This window comes from Streptomyces sp. NBC_00038 (assembly GCF_026343635.1).
Taxonomy (GTDB): domain Bacteria; phylum Actinomycetota; class Actinomycetes; order Streptomycetales; family Streptomycetaceae; genus Streptomyces.
Genome location: NZ_JAPELQ010000002.1, coordinates 494,106 through 509,881, shown reverse-complemented (window position 1 = coordinate 509,881; position 15,776 = coordinate 494,106). Strand labels below are relative to the sequence as shown.

Here is a 15,776-nt window from a genome sequence, read left to right as displayed (position 1 = left end):
GTCCGCTACCCCATGTCCGCCATCACCGAGGCCCAGTCCCCGAAGTCGCCGCTCCAGAAGCTGCGTTCGGCCACCGGCTCCCGCCGTATCTACATGCACACCCTGCTCATCGGCGTCGCGGTCGTCATGCTGTACCCGCTGCTGTGGATGCTCAGCAGCTCCTTCAAGCCCGACACCGAGATCTTCACCCACCCCGGGCTCATCCCGAACGCCCTGCGCCCGGAGAACTACTCCGAGGGCTGGAGCGGCTCCGGTAACTCCTTCTCCCTCTACATCACCAACTCGCTGATCGTCACGATCGGCGCGGTGATCGGCAACGTGATCTCCTGCTCGCTGGCCGCCTACGCCTTCGCGCGCTTCGAGTTCCGCGGCAAGAAGATCTGGTTCGGCCTGATGCTCGGCACGCTCATGCTGCCCACGCAGGCCGTCCTGATCCCGCAGTACACGATCTTCTACAACCTGACCTGGATCAACACCTACCTGCCGCTCATCGTGCCGAAGTTCCTGGCCACGGACGCGTTCTTCATCTTCCTGATGGTCCAGTTCATCCGCTCCATCCCGCGCGAGCTGGACCAGGCGGCCATGATGGACGGCGCCAACCCCCTGCAGATCTACTGGAAGATCATCCTGCCGCTGATGAAGCCGGCCCTGATCACCACGACGATCTTCACCTTCATCTGGACGTACGACGACTTCCTCCACCAGCTCGTCTACCTCCAGCAGAACGACAAGTTCACCGTCCCCCTCGGCCTGACCCTGTTCATGGACCAGACCAGCGGCTCCTCCTACGGCGCGATGTTCGCCATGTCGACACTCGCCCTCCTGCCCACACTCATCTGCTTCCTCATCTTCCAGAAGAGGCTGGTCGAGGGACTGGCAACGTCGGGCATGAAGGGCTGAGGGCATGCATCTTCCGCACCAGCGAGGGCCGTTGCACGAGCTGCCGGACGAAGGGGCCGACTACGACGCGGTGTTGGCCGCCGTGGCGGACGAGTCCCTCGCGCGCCTCACTCCGGACGGCGGCCTCGAACACCCCGCCGCCGTCGACGACATCGGCGACACCTCCCTCGGCATCACCTCGCTGCTCGCGCTCGCCTGGCAGCGCACGAAGGACCCGCGGCTGCCGGACGCCGTGCGCCGCAGCCTCGCCTTCCATCTCCGCGAGCGGGTCTACACCGAGGACAACCCCGGATACCCGAACCTGACGGTCCGCAACTCCGGCCTCCCGTACGCCCGTTACGTCTTGGAGTCCGGCGCCCACCCCATCGGCGACTGGCCCAGCACGGTGTGGGCGCTGCTCCAGGCGGTCAACGTGCTGGACGCCGCCGACGGCCTCGTCGACGACGGACAGCGCGCCGAACTCGTCGAGTTGGCGCACGGCTACTGGCGCTGGCTGACCGAGGCAACCTTCTTCAACCCGCAGGAAGCCGGCAACCAGGCCATCGGCTGCGTCGTCGGCGGCCTGATGCTGGCCCGCCATCTCCCTTCCGGGCAGGGTGAGCCGATCCGCTCGCAGGCGATCGGCCTGTACGCCGAGAAGATCCGCGCCCACCGCGTACGGGACCGGGGTGCCCTGCTGCCGCCGGAGCACGGCGGCGCCTACGACAACAACTACGGCCCGATCTCCCTCTCCTTCCTGGCCCAGGCCCACCGGGTCAGCGGCGAGGAGATCTTCGCCGAGGACGGCGACGCGCTCGCCCGGTACATCGACGCGCGGGTGACCACGGGCGGCTTCGACAACGGCGGCCCGCGCTACAGCGAACAGCACTCCGCCTTCGAATCGGTCCTGGGCCTGCGCTACTTCGGCCGGCGCATCGGTGCGGACATCGGCCGCTACCGGGGCGACAGCCGCTGGGCCCGCCACGCGGCACAGCGGGACGGCGGCCTCGACGGCCACTTCGCCTTCATGCTGGTCTGGCAGATCCAGGACACCACGCGCTGGCACCGCACGTCGTCGAAGGACCCCGTACGCCATCAACTCCGCGCGGGCACGGTGTCGGTGGCCTTCGACGACAGGATGACCCCGTCACTCGTCGAGGCGGGCGGTACGTACTACCTGCCCGCTGCCGTCAACCGCCAGCACGGCTTCGGCCCGGTCACCGACGGTTTCCTGCTGTGCCGCCCCATGGGCGAGACCCGGGTCCGCGACCTCCACACCGAGGCGCTGACGGCCAAACTCGTCACCAAGCCGGTCGTCGGCCGCGACCACGTCCTGCGCCACGTCCGATCCCTGTACGTCACGGACGGCGCGAGCCTGTGGACGATCGTCGCCGTGGAACGGCTGGACGGAACGCCCTACCTGCTCGCCGGGCTGCCGTACGCCACCGATGACGGCGATCGGGTGCGCAGGACCGCGGAGGCCGATGCGACCTCTGCCGGCGAGCTGCGCCTCACGCACCCGGCGACGGAGAGCGTGGACCACTTCGACGCCCGCGCGGAGACGACGCAGCAGCAGGCGGCCTTCGCCCTCGCGGCCGACCCGCGCGGCTACGGCAACCCGGACGAGGGCTGGCGCCACCTCGTCGCCTCCACCGCCCTCGAAGCCGGTCCGGCTCCCGGCGCACCGGAGGACCTGCACATCTTCGCCGTGCGCTACGGCCCCGGCGGTCCGTTCACCCCGGTCTTCGACCGCACCCCCGCGGGACTGACCGTCCGCACCGAGGCGTTCACCGCCCTGATCGGGGACCCCGCTGGCGATGCTGGTGGGGAGCCGGAGCTGGAACTCAGTCCCCGCTGACCGCAGCCCCGACGACCAGGTCGGCGCGGTCCCGTGTCGCGGCGACCAGGTCGGCGTTGCGCTGGTCCGTGCCGAGCACCCACGCGACCGCCGTGTCGTGGTCCTTGCCGAACTCCTCGTGCCGGGCCACGAGACGGCGTACGCGTTCGGTCTCGTCGAGCTCGCAGAACCACACCTCGTCGAGCTGCGACCGCACCCTGGCCCAGGCGTCGTCCCGGAGCAGCAGGTAGTTGCCCTCGGTGATGACCAGGCGGGCGGTGCGGGGGACGGGGACGGCGCCCGCGATGGGCTGCTCCAGGGTCCGTTCGAAGCCGGGCGCGTAGATCAGGTCGTCCTGGTCCTCGCGCAGCCGGCGCAGCAGCGCCGCGTACCCAGCCGCGTCGAACGTGTCGGGAGCGCCCTTGCGGTCGCGGCGGCCCAGGCGGTCCAACTCGACGTCCGCGAGATGGAACCCGTCCATCGGCACATGTGCGACCCAGGCGGGCCCGGCACCGTTCAGCTCCTCGACCAGACGCTCGGCGAGCGTCGTCTTGCCCGATCCCGGGCTGCCGGCGATGCCCAGGAGGGCGCGGTGCCCAGGACGTACGAGGGAGGCGGCACGCTTGAGAAGGTCGTCGAAAGATGTCGGCTCGTCCAAGGTCACGGACCCTCCTACCGGTCGGCCCGCAGTATCCGTACGACGGCCGTCCCGCCGTCCAGATCGACGGTCGTCCGGTTCGGCGGCGCCCCGTCCTCCTCGTCGTCCCGCATCACCAGTGCCGACTGACGCTCCTTGAGCTCGTTCTGCTTGCCCGGCGAGAAACTCGCGTGGAGCTGCTCGAACCCGGTTGCGGATATCTGCCCCTGACGCGCTCCGTTCCGCCAGGGCAGCATGCCCGCCCGGCCGAGCCGCAGCGACAGCTGGTCGACGAAGGCCAGCAGCGTCAGCAGGATGACGAGTCCGGGCAGAGTCATGAAGACGGCGAATCCCATGGCCCCAGTATCGGTGCCCGGAGGTGGATTCCGGCCAGTCAGGTATCGCCTTTGGCCTCTTCGCGGTGAATTCGGCCTATGCTGATCCAGCTGTTGAATTCTGGTCAACATCTGGCGCTCCAGCGGCCGGACACGGGGAGAAACATCATGTCGCAGCAGAGCCCCACGCTCGCCCCCCAAAGCTATCGCGCGTACTTCGACCACCTGCTCGGCTGCCCGAAGTGCAGCACTCCACCACGGCGCTGCGACGACGGCACCGCGCTCTACCGGACCTACCGGGCGGACTTGAAGAAGTCCTAGGGCACGCCGACCGCCCCGGGGCCGTGTGGTGTGCGCCACCCCGTGGCCGGGGCCCCTCGGGGCACACTGCCCGTATGACAGAGCAGCTCGGTCTTCCGAAAGAAATCCTGGCCTGCCTCTTCGATCTCGACGGGGTCATCACCAAGACCGCCGTCGTCCACGCGGCCGCCTGGCAGCGGACGTTCGACGAATTCCTCCACCGGCGCGACGGCGACGGGTTCCGTCCTTTCACCGACGCCGACTACAACGACCACGTGGACGGGCGCCCGCGCGCCGACGGCGTCCGCGCCTTCCTCGCCTCGCGCGGCATCGAACTGCCCGAGGGGTCGCCCGACGACCCGCCGGACAGCCCGACCGTCCAAGGCCTTGGCAACCGCAAGAACAACCTGCTCCTCGAACTGATCCGCAGCGGCGGCGTGGAGGCGTACGACGGCACGCTGCGCTATGTCGAGGCGGTCCGCGCGAGCGGTCTGCGGACCGCGGTCGTCTCCTCCAGCACCAACTGCCGGGACATCCTGCGCGCGGTCGGCGCCGAGTCCCTCTTCGAGGTCAGGATCGACGGCGTCGTCGCCGCCGAACGCAAGCTGCCCGGCAAGCCGAAGCCGGACACCTTCCTGGCAGCCGCACGGGACCTCGGAGCCGACGCGGCCCGGTCCGCGGTCTTCGAGGACGCGCTGGCAGGCATGGACGCGGGCCGCTCGGGCCACTTCGGGTACGTCGTCGGCGTCGACCGAGTCGGCCACGGAGCCGCCCTGCGCGCGCACGGCGCGGACATCGTCGTACGGGATCTCGCGGAACTGGGGGAGCACGCGTGATCACTCACACCTCGTACGCCGTCGAGCCGTGGGCCCTGCGCGAACACGTCCTCAACCTCGACGTGCTGCCGCAGAGCGAGTCCGTGTTCGCCCTGTCCAACGGCCACGTCGGCTGGCGCGGCAACCTCGACGAAGGCGAACCGCACGGCCTTCCGGGCTCGTACCTGAACGGCGTCCACGAAGTCCACCCACTGCCCTACGCCGAAGCCGGATACGGCTACCCGGAGTCCGGCCAGACGGTCATCAACGTCACCAACGGCAAGGTGATCCGGCTGCTGGTCGACGACGAGCCGTTCGACCTGCGCTACGGACGGCTGCGCTCCCACGAGCGCGTCCTCGACCTGCGCACCGGGCTGCTCACCCGGAGCTGCGAATGGACCTCGCCGGCGGGTGACACGGTCCGCGTGCGCTCCACCCGGCTCGTGTCCTTCACCCAGCGCGCGATAGCCGCCGTCAGCTACGAGGTGGAGGCCGTCGACTCCCGGGTCCGTGTCGTCGTCCAGTCGGAACTCGTCGCCAACGAACAACTGCCGGGCCGCAACGGAGACCCCCGGGCCGCGATCGTCCTGGAGTCGCCACTCGAAGGGGAGGAGCACTTCGCGCAGGGCGGGCGACTGCGACTGGTGCACCGCACCCGGCGCAGCGGCCTGCGCGTCGCCACCGCCGCCGACCACGCCGTCACCGGCCCCGAGCCGACCACGACGAGCGGCGAGAGCACCGCCGACGTCGCCCGCCTCACCGTCACCTCCGTCCTGGAACCCGGACAGAAGCTGCACGTGGAGAAGCTCGTCTCCTACGGCTGGTCGAGCACCCGGTCCCTGCCCGCTCTGCGCGCCCAGGCCGACGCGGCGCTCGCGTCGGCCCAGCACGGCGGCTGGCAGGGCCTCGTCGACGAACAGCGGGCCTACCTCGACGACTTCTGGGCCCGCGCGGACGTCGAGGTGGACGGCGACGAGGAGATCCAGCAGGCCGTCCGCTTCGCGCTGTTCCACGTCCTGCAGGCCGGTGCCCGCGCCGAACAGCGCGCGATACCCGCGAAGGGGCTCACCGGATCCGGATACGACGGCCACGCCTTCTGGGACACCGAGACCTTCGTACTGCCCCTGCTCACCTACACCGCGCCCGGTGCCGTCGCCGAGGCGCTGCGCTGGCGCCAGAACACACTGCCCGCCGCCCGCGAGAGGGCGGCCCAACTCGGCCTGCGCGGCGCGGCGTTCCCCTGGCGGACCATAGAGGGCTCGGAAGGCTCGGCGTACTGGCCGGCCGGCACCGCCGCGTTCCACGTCAACGCCGACATCGCCGACGCCGTCGTGCACTACACGGCCGTCACCGGCGACAACCCGTTCGAACGCGACACCGGGGTCGAACTGCTCGTGGAGACGGCGCGCCTGTGGCGGTCGCTGGGCCACCACGACCACCAGGGAGGGTTCCACATCGACGGGGTGACGGGCCCCGACGAGTACAGCGCCGTCGCGGACGACAACACGTACACCAACCTGATGGCCCGTACGAACCTCCTGGCGGCAGCGGACGTCGTCGAGCGCCACCCGCGGCAGGCCGAGGCCCTCGGGGTCGACGACGAGGAGAGCGCAGCGTGGCGCGACGCGGCCGGCGCCATGCACATCCCCTACAACCACGAACTCGGCGTCCACGAACAGCACGCCGGGTTCACCAGTTACCAGCGCTGGGACTTCGCCACCATCCGCCCCGACCAGTACCCGCTGATGCTGCACTTCCCCTACTTCGACATCTACCGCAAGCAGGTCGTCAAGCAGGCCGACCTGGTGCTCGCCATGTACAAGTGCAGTCCCTACTTCGACGACGAGCACAAGGCTCGCAACTTCGCCTACTACGAGCCCCTCACCGTCCGCGACTCCTCCCTGTCCGCCTGCTGCCAGGCGGTGATCGCGGCTGAGGCAGGCCATCCGGGGCTCGCCTACGACTACTTGGTGGAGGCCGCGCTGATGGATCTGCGCGACCTGGAGAACAACACCCGGGACGGCTTGCACATCGCCTCCCTCGCCGGTACCTGGATGGCCCTGGTCGCCGGCTTCGGCGGTCTGCGACACCACGGCGGCACCCTGGAGTTCAAGCCGCGGCTGCCGGAGCGCTTCCACCGCCTCGCCTTCAACCTGGAACTCCTCGGCCGCCGCCTGCGCGTGGAGATCGGACCGGCCAACGCCACCTACACGCTCCTGAGCGGAGAACCCCTGGAGATCCGCCACTACCGCGAACCCTTCACCGTCGAAGCCGACAAGCCCCAGGGCCTGAGGATCCCGGCCCCCAGGCTGCGCCCCGCCCCCGACCAGCCACCGCACCGGCGGCCGAACAGTCACGGGTGAGGCGCAGCCGAGGAGATCAGTCGCGGGCGATGTTCGGCGCGATGTCCTCGTAGCGCTCCACCTGGTTCACGGCCGCCGAGCTGCGCGCGGCGGCCGTGGTCTGCGGCTTGCCGCAGAAGGCGGATTCCAGCGTGCGGCTCAGGGTGGTGAGCACGGTGCCGTTGTTCGAGGTGTTGGCGAGCGCGGTGACGCTGCGCTTGCCGTCCTTCGAGGTGAACGCGTACGTGTAGTAGCCCTGGACGGTGCCCGTGTGCCCGTACACGGAGACACCGCACGACAGGTCACGGCGGCGCAGACCGAGACCGTAGCCCTGGGTGCTGTTCACCGGAGTCCACTGCTGCATCTGCGCGAGCTGGGCGGAGGACATGAGCCTTCCGCCGAGCAGCGCGGAGAAGAAGGCGTTGAGGTCGCGGGTGGTGGAGATGATGGCGCCCGCGCTCTGCGCCCAGGACACCGTCTGCTCGGTGGAGTCAACCGGGGTGCCGCCTTCGTCGGGCGGGAGGTAACCGTTGGCGTGGCGGCCCGCGATTGCGGTGTCCGGGTGGACGTAGGAGGTGCCGGTCAGCTTCAGCGGCTTGATGATCCGCTTCTGGTACTGCGTGCGGACGGACTGCCCGGTGAGCTTCTCGATGAGCATGCCCCCCACGACGAAATTGGTGTTCGAGTACGAGTAGGCCGCGCCCGGCGCGTTGGTGACCGGCTTCGCCAGGGACAAGTTCACCAGGTCCTGGTAGCTGAACACCTTGTTGCGGACGGCCTCGAAGCCCGGGACCGTCTGCTCGAACATGTCGTTGGTGTAGTCGTACAGACCGCTGCGGTGGCTCAGCAGATGGCGCACGGTGATCCGGTCGTCGGGAAGCAGCCCCGGAAGATAGCTGTTCACGGACGAGTCCAGGGCGAGCTTGCCCTCGTCGACCAGCTGCAGCAGCACCACGGCGGTGAAGGTCTTGCTGACGCTGCCGACGCGGAACCGGTCGTACGTGGTGAGGGCGCGCCCGGTGACCCGGTCGGCGTCCCCCTCGGACAGCCGGTGGACCGTGCCGTTGTCGTCGACCCTCACCATCGCGCCGGGCGCGCCTTGCGTCAGCGCCGTACGCAGCACCTCGCGCAGCCCCGCGTCGTCGGGCGCCGCCAACTCCCCGGCGGCGACGCTTGCTTCACGCACGGAGCCCGAAGGGGTCGCCGCGTGTGCGGGGACTGCCAGGAGGGACAGCAGAACCGCGCCAAGCGCCGTACCCGTGCCCACCGTTCCTGAGACCATCTGATTCTTCTCCCGAGTTGCTTCTGCCGGTGCGGATTGCCGGCCTGAGCCGCGCCGCGGATGCGGGCGTATTCACCCATCTCTACGCGCCGGAGGGGCTCGTGGGTTGCATTGCCCGTGGAGGAATCAGAAACAGTCAATGGTGAAGGTGAGTTGGGGCGGCGGGTGTGTCAGGCGCCGAAGAGCTGCGTCCAGTACGTGCCCGCCTTGCCGCCGCCGGCCAGACCTATCCCTATGTGGGTGAAGTCGGGCTTGAGGATGTTGGCGCGATGGCCGGGGCTGTTCATCCAGCCGAGGACGACCTCGGCGGGGGAGCGCTGGCCGCAGGCGATGTTCTCGCCGATGGTACGGCGCCTGCTCCCCGCGGCTGCCGCCCGGTCCCAGGGCTGGCTGCCGCCGGGGGAGGTGTGGGAGTAGAAGGCACGGGCCACCATGTCGGAGCTGTGCGCCTGCGCCGCGTTGGTGAGCAGCGGATCGACGGACAGGGGCCGCAGACCGGCCGCGGTCCGTTCGGCGTTGGTGAGCGCGACGACCTTGTTCTCCGTTTTCACCAGGTCGGCGGGGGTGAAGGGCCGTGCCCACAGCGCCGTCCAGTACAGGTCGCCGGAACGGTCGGCGACGTGTGCCAGACCGACCTGGCTGAACACGCGCTCGCACAGCGTGGTGCGGGACTGCTCGGCCGAGAGGCAGTACTCCACGAACTCACGCGGTGTGCGCGGGCCGGAGACCAGATGTTCGCCGACCGTGAGATATGCGTACCCGGTCGAGGTGACGCGCTGGTACAAGGAGGTGCCGTCGGGGCTCTCGGAGCTGAGGACCCCGCGAGCGGCCATGTCGGAGGCGTGGGCGCGCGCCGCTGCCGCCAGCCGTGCGTCGAGCGACACGGGCGGGGAACCGGCCCTGGCGCGTGCGGAGTTCACCAGGCCGAGGAATCCGTCCGTGTCGGGTACGGCGTTCGCCGGGCCGGTCGGCCCGGGGGAACGGGGTGCGGCGTTCCCCCGCACTGCAGCCCTGCCCATGTGAGGCGCCCCGCCCGGCGACGTGTCGTCCTCGGCGACATCGACCCCGAAGTCCCGCGCCAGGCCCGCCAGTCCGTCCGCGTACCCCTGGCCCAGCGCGCGCAGCTTCCACGCTCCGCCACGGCGGTAGATCTCGGCGAGCAGCAGCACGGTCTCCCGCTGCGGACGCGGCGGCGTGAAGCGGGCGAGGGTGCGCGGGCCCGGTCCGGCGACCTGCAAAGTGGGCGCGGGCAGCCGCGCCAGGGGCGTCGCGGGGTCGGCGGAGCTGATGACCACCGTGACGCGGCTGGCCCCGGAGCGCAGCCGGAGGGGGTCGATGGTGAGCCGCTCTCCCTGGAGCCGGGTGCCCGGTGCGGTCGGCTGGTTGTAGAACACGAAGTCACCGTCGCCGCGCACCTTTCCGCCGTCGTCGGTGATCAGCGCGCAGACGTCGAAGGGTCCCGGCACCCGGAGAGTCAGGATGCCGCCCGGAAGGGGCACGTTGCCCCCGGGAACAAGCTCGGTCATGGTGCCGCCCCGTCGACGTGGTGATCCGTACCGGCCTGCGACGAGGGCATTCACGTCACAGGCCGTCGGATGGTCAACGGTCCGTCGGCGCTCCGGGGTTCCCGTCGACGCTCGGGCGGTCACCCGATGCCGGGCGCATGGAGCGCAGGGCCATCAGGAGTACGCCGATGTCGTCCAGGTAGATGGGGTCGGGCAGCAGATCGGCCGGGAGCAGGAGATAGGCGACGGCGCCCCAGAAGACCCAGCGGGGGCCGGACGGAAGCCCGGCACGGCGCAGTTCGCGGCGGGCACGGACGAGCCGGACCAGGAGCGCGACCGCCACCCCGAGCAGGACGGCACCCAGGATCGCGACGATGAGGACGACTGTCCAGGTGGTGGATTCCATGCGTCCGTCCAGGGCTCTCGGCGGGCAGTTGCTCCCTACGTCTTCCCGCTCGTGCCCTTCCTATCGCGCCTGACCCCTCCGAACTCAGGTCCGCGGCACGTTGCCGTCCACCAGAGCCTGGCTGACGGCACGGATGCTGCGGGCGATGTGCTGAAGCTGCAGCACTTCCGCCGCGTACAGCTTGATGGTGTGCTCGATGACCCCCTCGTGCAGGCCGAGGGCGGGCAGTTCGGCGCGCGCGGTCTGCAGGGCGGTGCGGGCGACCCGTATCTCGTGCTGCACCTGGATCTGCGCGTGGCGGGCCAGCAGCACCGGGTGCTTGATCAGTGCGGGGTAGCTCGCGTAGCGAGACGGCACCAGCTCGCGCAGCCACCTGACCGCGGATCGCTCCCAGTCGAAGCTGCCTGGGGTCTTGACCTGGCACGGCCAGTCCGAGGTGATCGGTGAGTACGTCGTCAGGGCCATGTTCATCGCTTCCGGGTTACGTCGGCGGGGGAGTCTGGGGCGGCCCCGGTCTAGGGGATGGCCGGGGCCGCCACCATGACCACCCGGGCCCCAGGGCGGGTAGGAGCGGAAGGCCCCGGGTGGACGCGAGCAGTATTTATATATACCGCCGGTTACGCAAGAACATGAAAATTTTCATGCGTGATTCGGTGTGAAGGATCCGGAGATGTGATGGTTTCGGGTGAGTCTCAGTCCTTGAGGAAGAACTGGTGCTGCTCGGCGACCTGCTCGTACTCCTCCAGGCGGGCCTGCGTCCGCTCCGGATCGTCGTCGGTCATGGCCTGGAGCAGCGCCGCCGACATCACGACGGGCGCCGCGTAGGAGTCGAACACGAGGCGCGATCCGGTGCCCGTGGCGAAGGTGACGTCGGCTTCGTCGACCACCGGTCCGAGCGCCAGGTCGGTGATCAGCGCGACCTGGAGGCCCGCGCTGCGCGCCACCCGCACAGCGGTGAGCGTCTCCTGGGCGTGCCGGGGCATGTCGAAGGCCAGCACCCAGGTGCCGCCCGCCTCGCGGGACTGGAGCAGCGCGTCGTAGGCGACACTGCCGCCCCGGGTCACCAGCCGCACGTCCGGGTGGATCCGCCGTGCGGCGTACGCGAAGTACTCGGCCAGCGAGACGGAGATTCGCAGCCCGAGGACGGTCAGCGGCGCCGACTTCGAAAGGGCCCGGCCGATGCGGATCACCTCGTCGGGATCGGCGAAGTCCCGGCGCAGGTTCTCCAGATTCTGGATCTCGGCGTCCACCGCCGCCTGCAACTCGTTGCTCGTGGCCTCCGCCGGCGTGCCCGGCGTGCTGCCGAGGATGCTGAGCGCGATCGACTGGAGCTTCTCCCGTAGCGCGGGGTAACCACTGAAGCCGACCGCCGCGGCGAAACGGGTCACCGACGGCTGGCTCACCCCCACGCGCTCGGCGAGGTCGGTGATCGACAGGAACGCCGCCTCGGTGATGTGCTCGATCAGGTACTGGGCGATGCGGCGCTGTCCCGGGGAGAGCCGGGGCCCGTCGAACAGTTCCCTGAGCTGGGACGTGGGAGCCACGCCCACCTCCGGGGCCGTCTTCCCCGAGGTGATCGCAGATGCTTGCGCACGTGCCTGCTGCGGCGATGGCACAGATGTGCCTCCTTCGTGTCCCACAAGCACTCAACATAGCTCACGGACAGTGTCGGCCCCGGTGAGTGGCACCGGGCGTGACATGCGCGGTTCCCGTTTCGCCCGCGCCTGCGGGGTACTCGCGACAGCACCACAAGTTGCCTGCTCGAAGGCGGAATTCCGCGATGAGTGATGGAGCGATGGTCCGCAGTGGCCGGCGCCGTGCCCGTCGGGCGGCGACGGGCACGGCGAGGGAGGGCGCGGCCAGGGCCGGGCTGGCCGCACGGGGCGTGATCTACCTGCTGGTGGGCGTCCTGGCGCTGCGGATCGCGTTCGGAGACAGCGGTCGCGAGGCGGACCGGAGCGGTGCGCTGGAGGAGATCTCCTCGAAGCCCTTCGGGGCCGCCCTGTTGTGGGCGCTGGGCGCCGGACTCGTCGGTATGGCGCTGTGGCGGCTGTCCGAGGCACTCTTCGGCGCGGTCGGGCCCGACGGCGGCAAGGCGCGGAAGCGACTCATGTCCACCACGCGCTGTGTGTTCTACGGCTTCGTCGCCTACTCCGTCCTCTCCTTCGCCGCGGGCTCGGGAGGTTCGGGCTCCAGCGACGAACAGTCCCGGGACGTGACGGCGAAGGCGCTGGGGATACCCGCGGGCCAGTGGATCGTGGGCGCCGCCGGAGCCAGCCTTGTCGTGGCGGGTGCGTGGATCGCCGCCCGGGCGGTGCGGCGCAAGTACCGCAAGTATCTGAAGCTCGGCGAGATGTCGCCCCGGACGCGTCGCGCGGTCGACGCGGCGGGGGTGCTCGGCGGCGTGGCGCGCGGAGCGGTGTTCGCGGCGATCGGGGCCTTCGTCGTGCGGGCCGCCGTCGACTACGAGCCCGACAAGGCCAAGGGCGTGGACGACACACTCCGGTCCTTCACCGAAACCCCGATGGGCCCCTGGCTGCTGGCCTGCATCGCACTGGGCCTGGCCCTGTTCGGAGCGTTCTCCTGCGCGATGGCGCGGTGGCGGAAGGTGTGAGAGCGGCACGTCTGCGCGGGCCGGGTTCGCTCCTACGGCCTGAACTCACCACGGTTCGCGATGACTTGACGACGAGTCATGGACACCGTGCGGCGCGGGAGTTGAGGATGGAGTCCCCATCCGTAGGAGTTGTTCACATGCATAGACGACGCCTGCTCTCCGGCGCGGCAGCCCTCACCGGCTCCGCCGCCCTCGCGCCCTCGCTGACGGGCACCGCGCAAGCCGCGCCCCACGCCGCCCCGCGCGCCCCCTCACCCGTGCTGCCGACCCCGGCCGAGATCACCACGGTCCTGCGGCGCGTGGCCGACCAGTGGATCGCCACCCACACGAACTCCGGCGACAACGGCTGGGCCAACGCCACCTTCTTCAGCGGGCTGCTCGCCCTCCAGCGCCTGACCGGCAGCGCCCGCTACCTCAACTACGCCCGGAGCTGGGCGGAGAAGCACGCGTACGGCCTCAACGGGGGAGTGACCACCCGCCACGCGGACAACCACAACGCCGGACAGGCCTACCTCGATCTGTACGCCATCGAGCCCGACGCGCAGAAGCTCACCGCCATCGAGACGTCCCTGCGCCGCATGGTCTACACGGACCAGCCCGCCAAGAACGACGACTGGTGGTGGGACGACGCCCTCCACATGGCCATGCCGCCCTTCGCCCGCCTGGGCGCCCTCCGCCAGGACCCCCAGTACTGGGAGAAGCTGTACGCCCTCTACAACCACACCAAGCGCGTCGAGGGCGGCCCCGGCCTGTACTCCGCCGCGACGGGCCTGTGGTACCGCGACAAACGCTTCCTGCCCGGCGGCATCCTGTCCCCCTCCGGCAAGCCCGTCGTGTGGTCGCGCGGCAACGGATGGGTGGCGGGCGGACACGTCAAGACGCTCAAGGCCCTCCCGTCCACCGAGCGCCACACCGCCGAGTACCGCGACGCCCTGACCCGCCTGGTGAGGGCCTTGGCCGGCGTGCAGCGCACCGACGGCTTCTGGAACGTCAACCTCGCCGACGCCGCCCACCTGCCCGGCCCCGAGACCAGCGGCACTTCGTTCTTCCTCTACGGCACGACGTACGCGATCGCCGCCGGCTTGGTCGACCGGACCACCTATCTCCCTGTTGCCGCCCGAGCCTGGAACGGCATGGTCGGCACCGCTGTTCATACCGACGGCTTCCTGGGCTACGTACAGAACGTCGGCGACCGACCGGAGTCCAGCCAGCCCGTCACCTACGACACCACCGCGAACTTCGGCGTCGGCGCCTTCCTGCTCGGCGGCACCGAACTCGCCCTGCTGCCGCGCTAGTTCATGACGGTGCCCCCGCCGCTGGATCGCGGCGGGGGCACCTAGGGCCTGTTCTGAGTTCCCCCGCCTGCGCAGCGGCGCCCGGCACGCACCCTCGCCGCACAGCGCCCCAGGACAGGTGGCTCCGCCACATGACCTGTGGCGCCGCACGCCGAGGGCACGCACCGAACGCCGCTGCGCCCGCGCTCCGCGCGGACGACGGGGGAACTCAGAACAGGCCCTAACGCACGGACCGGTCAGGGCTGTGCGGTGAGCGTGAAACTCTGTGCGGCGGAGCCGTCGCACGCTCGCTGAGTGAGCTGAACGCTGTTCGTGGCAGCACTCGCCGCACTCAGGCACTTGCCGCTGTGGCGGGCCGTGAAGTGGTAGCGCCCGGTGCTCTCCTTCACCGGAAGCCACTGCTGGTTCTGCCCGCCTCCGTAAGCCCACAGCTGGAGCGCCGCGTTGTCGGCGGTCGAGACACCGGCCACGTCGATGACCTGCTGGGGGCTGGTCCGGATACCGGCCTGCCGGTAACCGCTGTCGGTCGAACGGAACTGGAACTGCTGTGCCTGCGTGCCGTTGCAGGCGTACTGCTGGATCGCGGTTCCGTTCGCCGTCGCGGCCGAACGGGCGTCCACACAGGTGCCGTTACCGGAGTTCGTCAGCGAGTACCAGGAGGTCTCGGAGATCGAGTCCTCCGGCGGGGTCGTGGTGTCGGCCCCACCCAGCCACTTGATCCCGTCCAGCAGGAACTGGTTCTGTGTCGCACTCGCGAACGTCGACGACAGACGCGTGTTGGTCGTGTAGTTCATCGCGTTGTGGCCGAAGTTCGCGTACAGCATCTTGTACTGCGTGTTGGTCCACACGATCGGGTAATAACCGCTGTACCACGTCTGGTTGGGATCCGTGCCCACGGGGAAGCCGCTGGCGTCGATCGAGGCCAGGATCTTGATGTTCGGGTTCTGCCGCAGATCGTTGGACCAGCTGTACCACTCGCTGACCGACGAGGTGAATGTGGCCGGCAGGTTCTTGGTGGACGCGTGCGTACGGTCCTCGACCTTCAGGACCGTTGCCGTCGGACCCCAGGTGTTCGTCGCGAAGTTGCCTGAGCCCAGCAAGGTGTTGTGGTACCACGACCAGGCCGACGCATTGGTCGTGAAGGCCGAGACATGGAAGCCCAGCCAGGCGCCGCCACCCCGCATGTACGTCTCGAACCCCGTCCGCTGGGCGGACGTCTGCGGCAAGTCGTCGAGGAACAGCACGACTTGGTACGCGTTGACGCCGCCGTTGCTGAGCAGGTCCCAGTTGTTGCTGGCCGTGTAGGTGAAGCCGTTGGCCGCGGCCTGCTTGGGGAACCAGTCGTTCGCATCCTTGACGAAGTCGATGTGCGCGGCGTCCCAGGTGCCGCTGTAGAGGGCGAGCACCTTGAACGGGTCAGCCGCCGTGCTCGCCTGGGCGGCAGGTGGTGCCGCCAGGCCGAGCAACGTCGCCAGCAGGACGAGAACCTTCAGTGCCGCACGTGCCGGACCGGAACTGCTGATACGCAT

At 69.8% G+C, this 15,776-nt stretch carries 15 protein-coding genes; 7 read left to right on the top strand and 8 right to left on the bottom strand.

Annotation, left to right across the window (positions count from 1 at the left end):
• Positions 1 to 12 precede the first annotated feature (12 nt).
• Both OG219_RS45400 and OG219_RS45395 read left to right on the top strand, forming a co-directional pair.
• Positions 13 to 900: a carbohydrate ABC transporter permease gene (locus OG219_RS45400; protein ID WP_266837212.1), complete on the top strand. Its 888-nt coding sequence runs from the start codon at positions 13 to 15 to the stop codon at positions 898 to 900.
• A 4-nt stretch (positions 901 to 904) separates the two neighbouring features.
• The gene (locus OG219_RS45395) at positions 905 to 2,737 is read left to right on the top strand and encodes a hypothetical protein (protein WP_266837210.1); all 1,833 of its coding nucleotides are present in this window, start codon (positions 905 to 907) and stop codon (positions 2,735 to 2,737) included.
• Here the strand turns inward: OG219_RS45395 and OG219_RS45390 are convergent.
• On the bottom strand, positions 2,724 to 3,380 hold the full coding sequence (locus OG219_RS45390) for a nucleoside/nucleotide kinase family protein (protein WP_266837208.1): 657 nt from the start codon (positions 3,378 to 3,380) through the stop codon (positions 2,724 to 2,726). The genes OG219_RS45395 and OG219_RS45390 overlap by 14 nt on opposite strands.
• Before the next feature lie 8 nt (positions 3,381 to 3,388).
• Positions 3,389 to 3,709: a DUF6191 domain-containing protein gene (locus OG219_RS45385; RefSeq protein WP_266837206.1), complete on the bottom strand. Its 321-nt coding sequence runs from the start codon at positions 3,707 to 3,709 to the stop codon at positions 3,389 to 3,391.
• A gap of 147 nt (positions 3,710 to 3,856) precedes the next feature.
• Between OG219_RS45385 and OG219_RS45380 the strand changes: the two genes are divergently transcribed.
• The 3 genes from OG219_RS45380 to OG219_RS45370 all read left to right on the top strand — a co-directional run bounded on the left by OG219_RS45380 (position 3,857) and on the right by OG219_RS45370 (position 7,166).
• Positions 3,857 to 4,009, top strand: a complete 153-nt coding sequence (locus tag OG219_RS45380) for a hypothetical protein (RefSeq protein ID WP_266471501.1) — start codon at positions 3,857 to 3,859, stop codon at positions 4,007 to 4,009.
• 74 nt (positions 4,010 to 4,083) lie between these two features.
• Positions 4,084 to 4,824: an HAD family phosphatase gene (locus OG219_RS45375; RefSeq protein ID WP_266837204.1), complete on the top strand. Its 741-nt coding sequence runs from the start codon at positions 4,084 to 4,086 to the stop codon at positions 4,822 to 4,824.
• Positions 4,821 to 7,166, top strand: a complete 2,346-nt coding sequence (locus tag OG219_RS45370) for a glycoside hydrolase family 65 protein (protein ID WP_266837202.1) — start codon at positions 4,821 to 4,823, stop codon at positions 7,164 to 7,166. Before OG219_RS45375 ends, OG219_RS45370 begins: the two co-directional genes overlap by 4 nt.
• 16 nt (positions 7,167 to 7,182) lie before the next feature.
• Here OG219_RS45370 and OG219_RS45365 read toward each other — a convergent pair whose 3' ends face one another.
• From OG219_RS45365 to OG219_RS45345, 5 genes are all read right to left on the bottom strand, one after another.
• Positions 7,183 to 8,427: a serine hydrolase gene (locus OG219_RS45365; protein ID WP_266837200.1), complete on the bottom strand. Its 1,245-nt coding sequence runs from the start codon at positions 8,425 to 8,427 to the stop codon at positions 7,183 to 7,185.
• 170 nt (positions 8,428 to 8,597) lie between these two features.
• A complete protein-coding gene (locus OG219_RS45360) occupies positions 8,598 to 9,953 on the bottom strand; it encodes a CAP domain-containing protein (RefSeq protein WP_266837198.1) in 1,356 nt (451 codons plus the stop codon).
• Between the two features lie 73 nt (positions 9,954 to 10,026).
• A complete protein-coding gene (locus OG219_RS45355) occupies positions 10,027 to 10,338 on the bottom strand; it encodes a LapA family protein (RefSeq protein ID WP_266837196.1) in 312 nt (103 codons plus the stop codon).
• Positions 10,339 to 10,422: 84 nt separating this feature from the next.
• Complete coding sequence (locus OG219_RS45350) at positions 10,423 to 10,803, bottom strand: hypothetical protein (protein ID WP_266474902.1); 381 nt, start codon at positions 10,801 to 10,803, stop codon at positions 10,423 to 10,425.
• Positions 10,804 to 11,030: 227 nt separating this feature from the next.
• Positions 11,031 to 11,954: a MurR/RpiR family transcriptional regulator gene (locus OG219_RS45345; protein WP_266837194.1), complete on the bottom strand. Its 924-nt coding sequence runs from the start codon at positions 11,952 to 11,954 to the stop codon at positions 11,031 to 11,033.
• Positions 11,955 to 12,118: 164 nt separating this feature from the next.
• On the opposite strand from OG219_RS45345, the gene OG219_RS45340 reads away from it, so the two are divergent.
• Together OG219_RS45340 and OG219_RS45335 are read left to right on the top strand one after the other, a co-directional pair.
• Positions 12,119 to 12,952, top strand: a complete 834-nt coding sequence (locus tag OG219_RS45340) for a DUF1206 domain-containing protein (protein WP_266837192.1) — start codon at positions 12,119 to 12,121, stop codon at positions 12,950 to 12,952.
• Positions 12,953 to 13,089: 137 nt separating this feature from the next.
• Positions 13,090 to 14,247: a glycoside hydrolase family 88 protein gene (locus OG219_RS45335; protein ID WP_266837190.1), complete on the top strand. Its 1,158-nt coding sequence runs from the start codon at positions 13,090 to 13,092 to the stop codon at positions 14,245 to 14,247.
• 236 nt (positions 14,248 to 14,483) lie between these two features.
• Here the strand turns inward: OG219_RS45335 and OG219_RS45330 are convergent, their stop codons facing one another.
• Positions 14,484 to 15,776: a ThuA domain-containing protein gene (locus tag OG219_RS45330; protein WP_266837188.1), complete on the bottom strand. Its 1,293-nt coding sequence runs from the start codon at positions 15,774 to 15,776 to the stop codon at positions 14,484 to 14,486.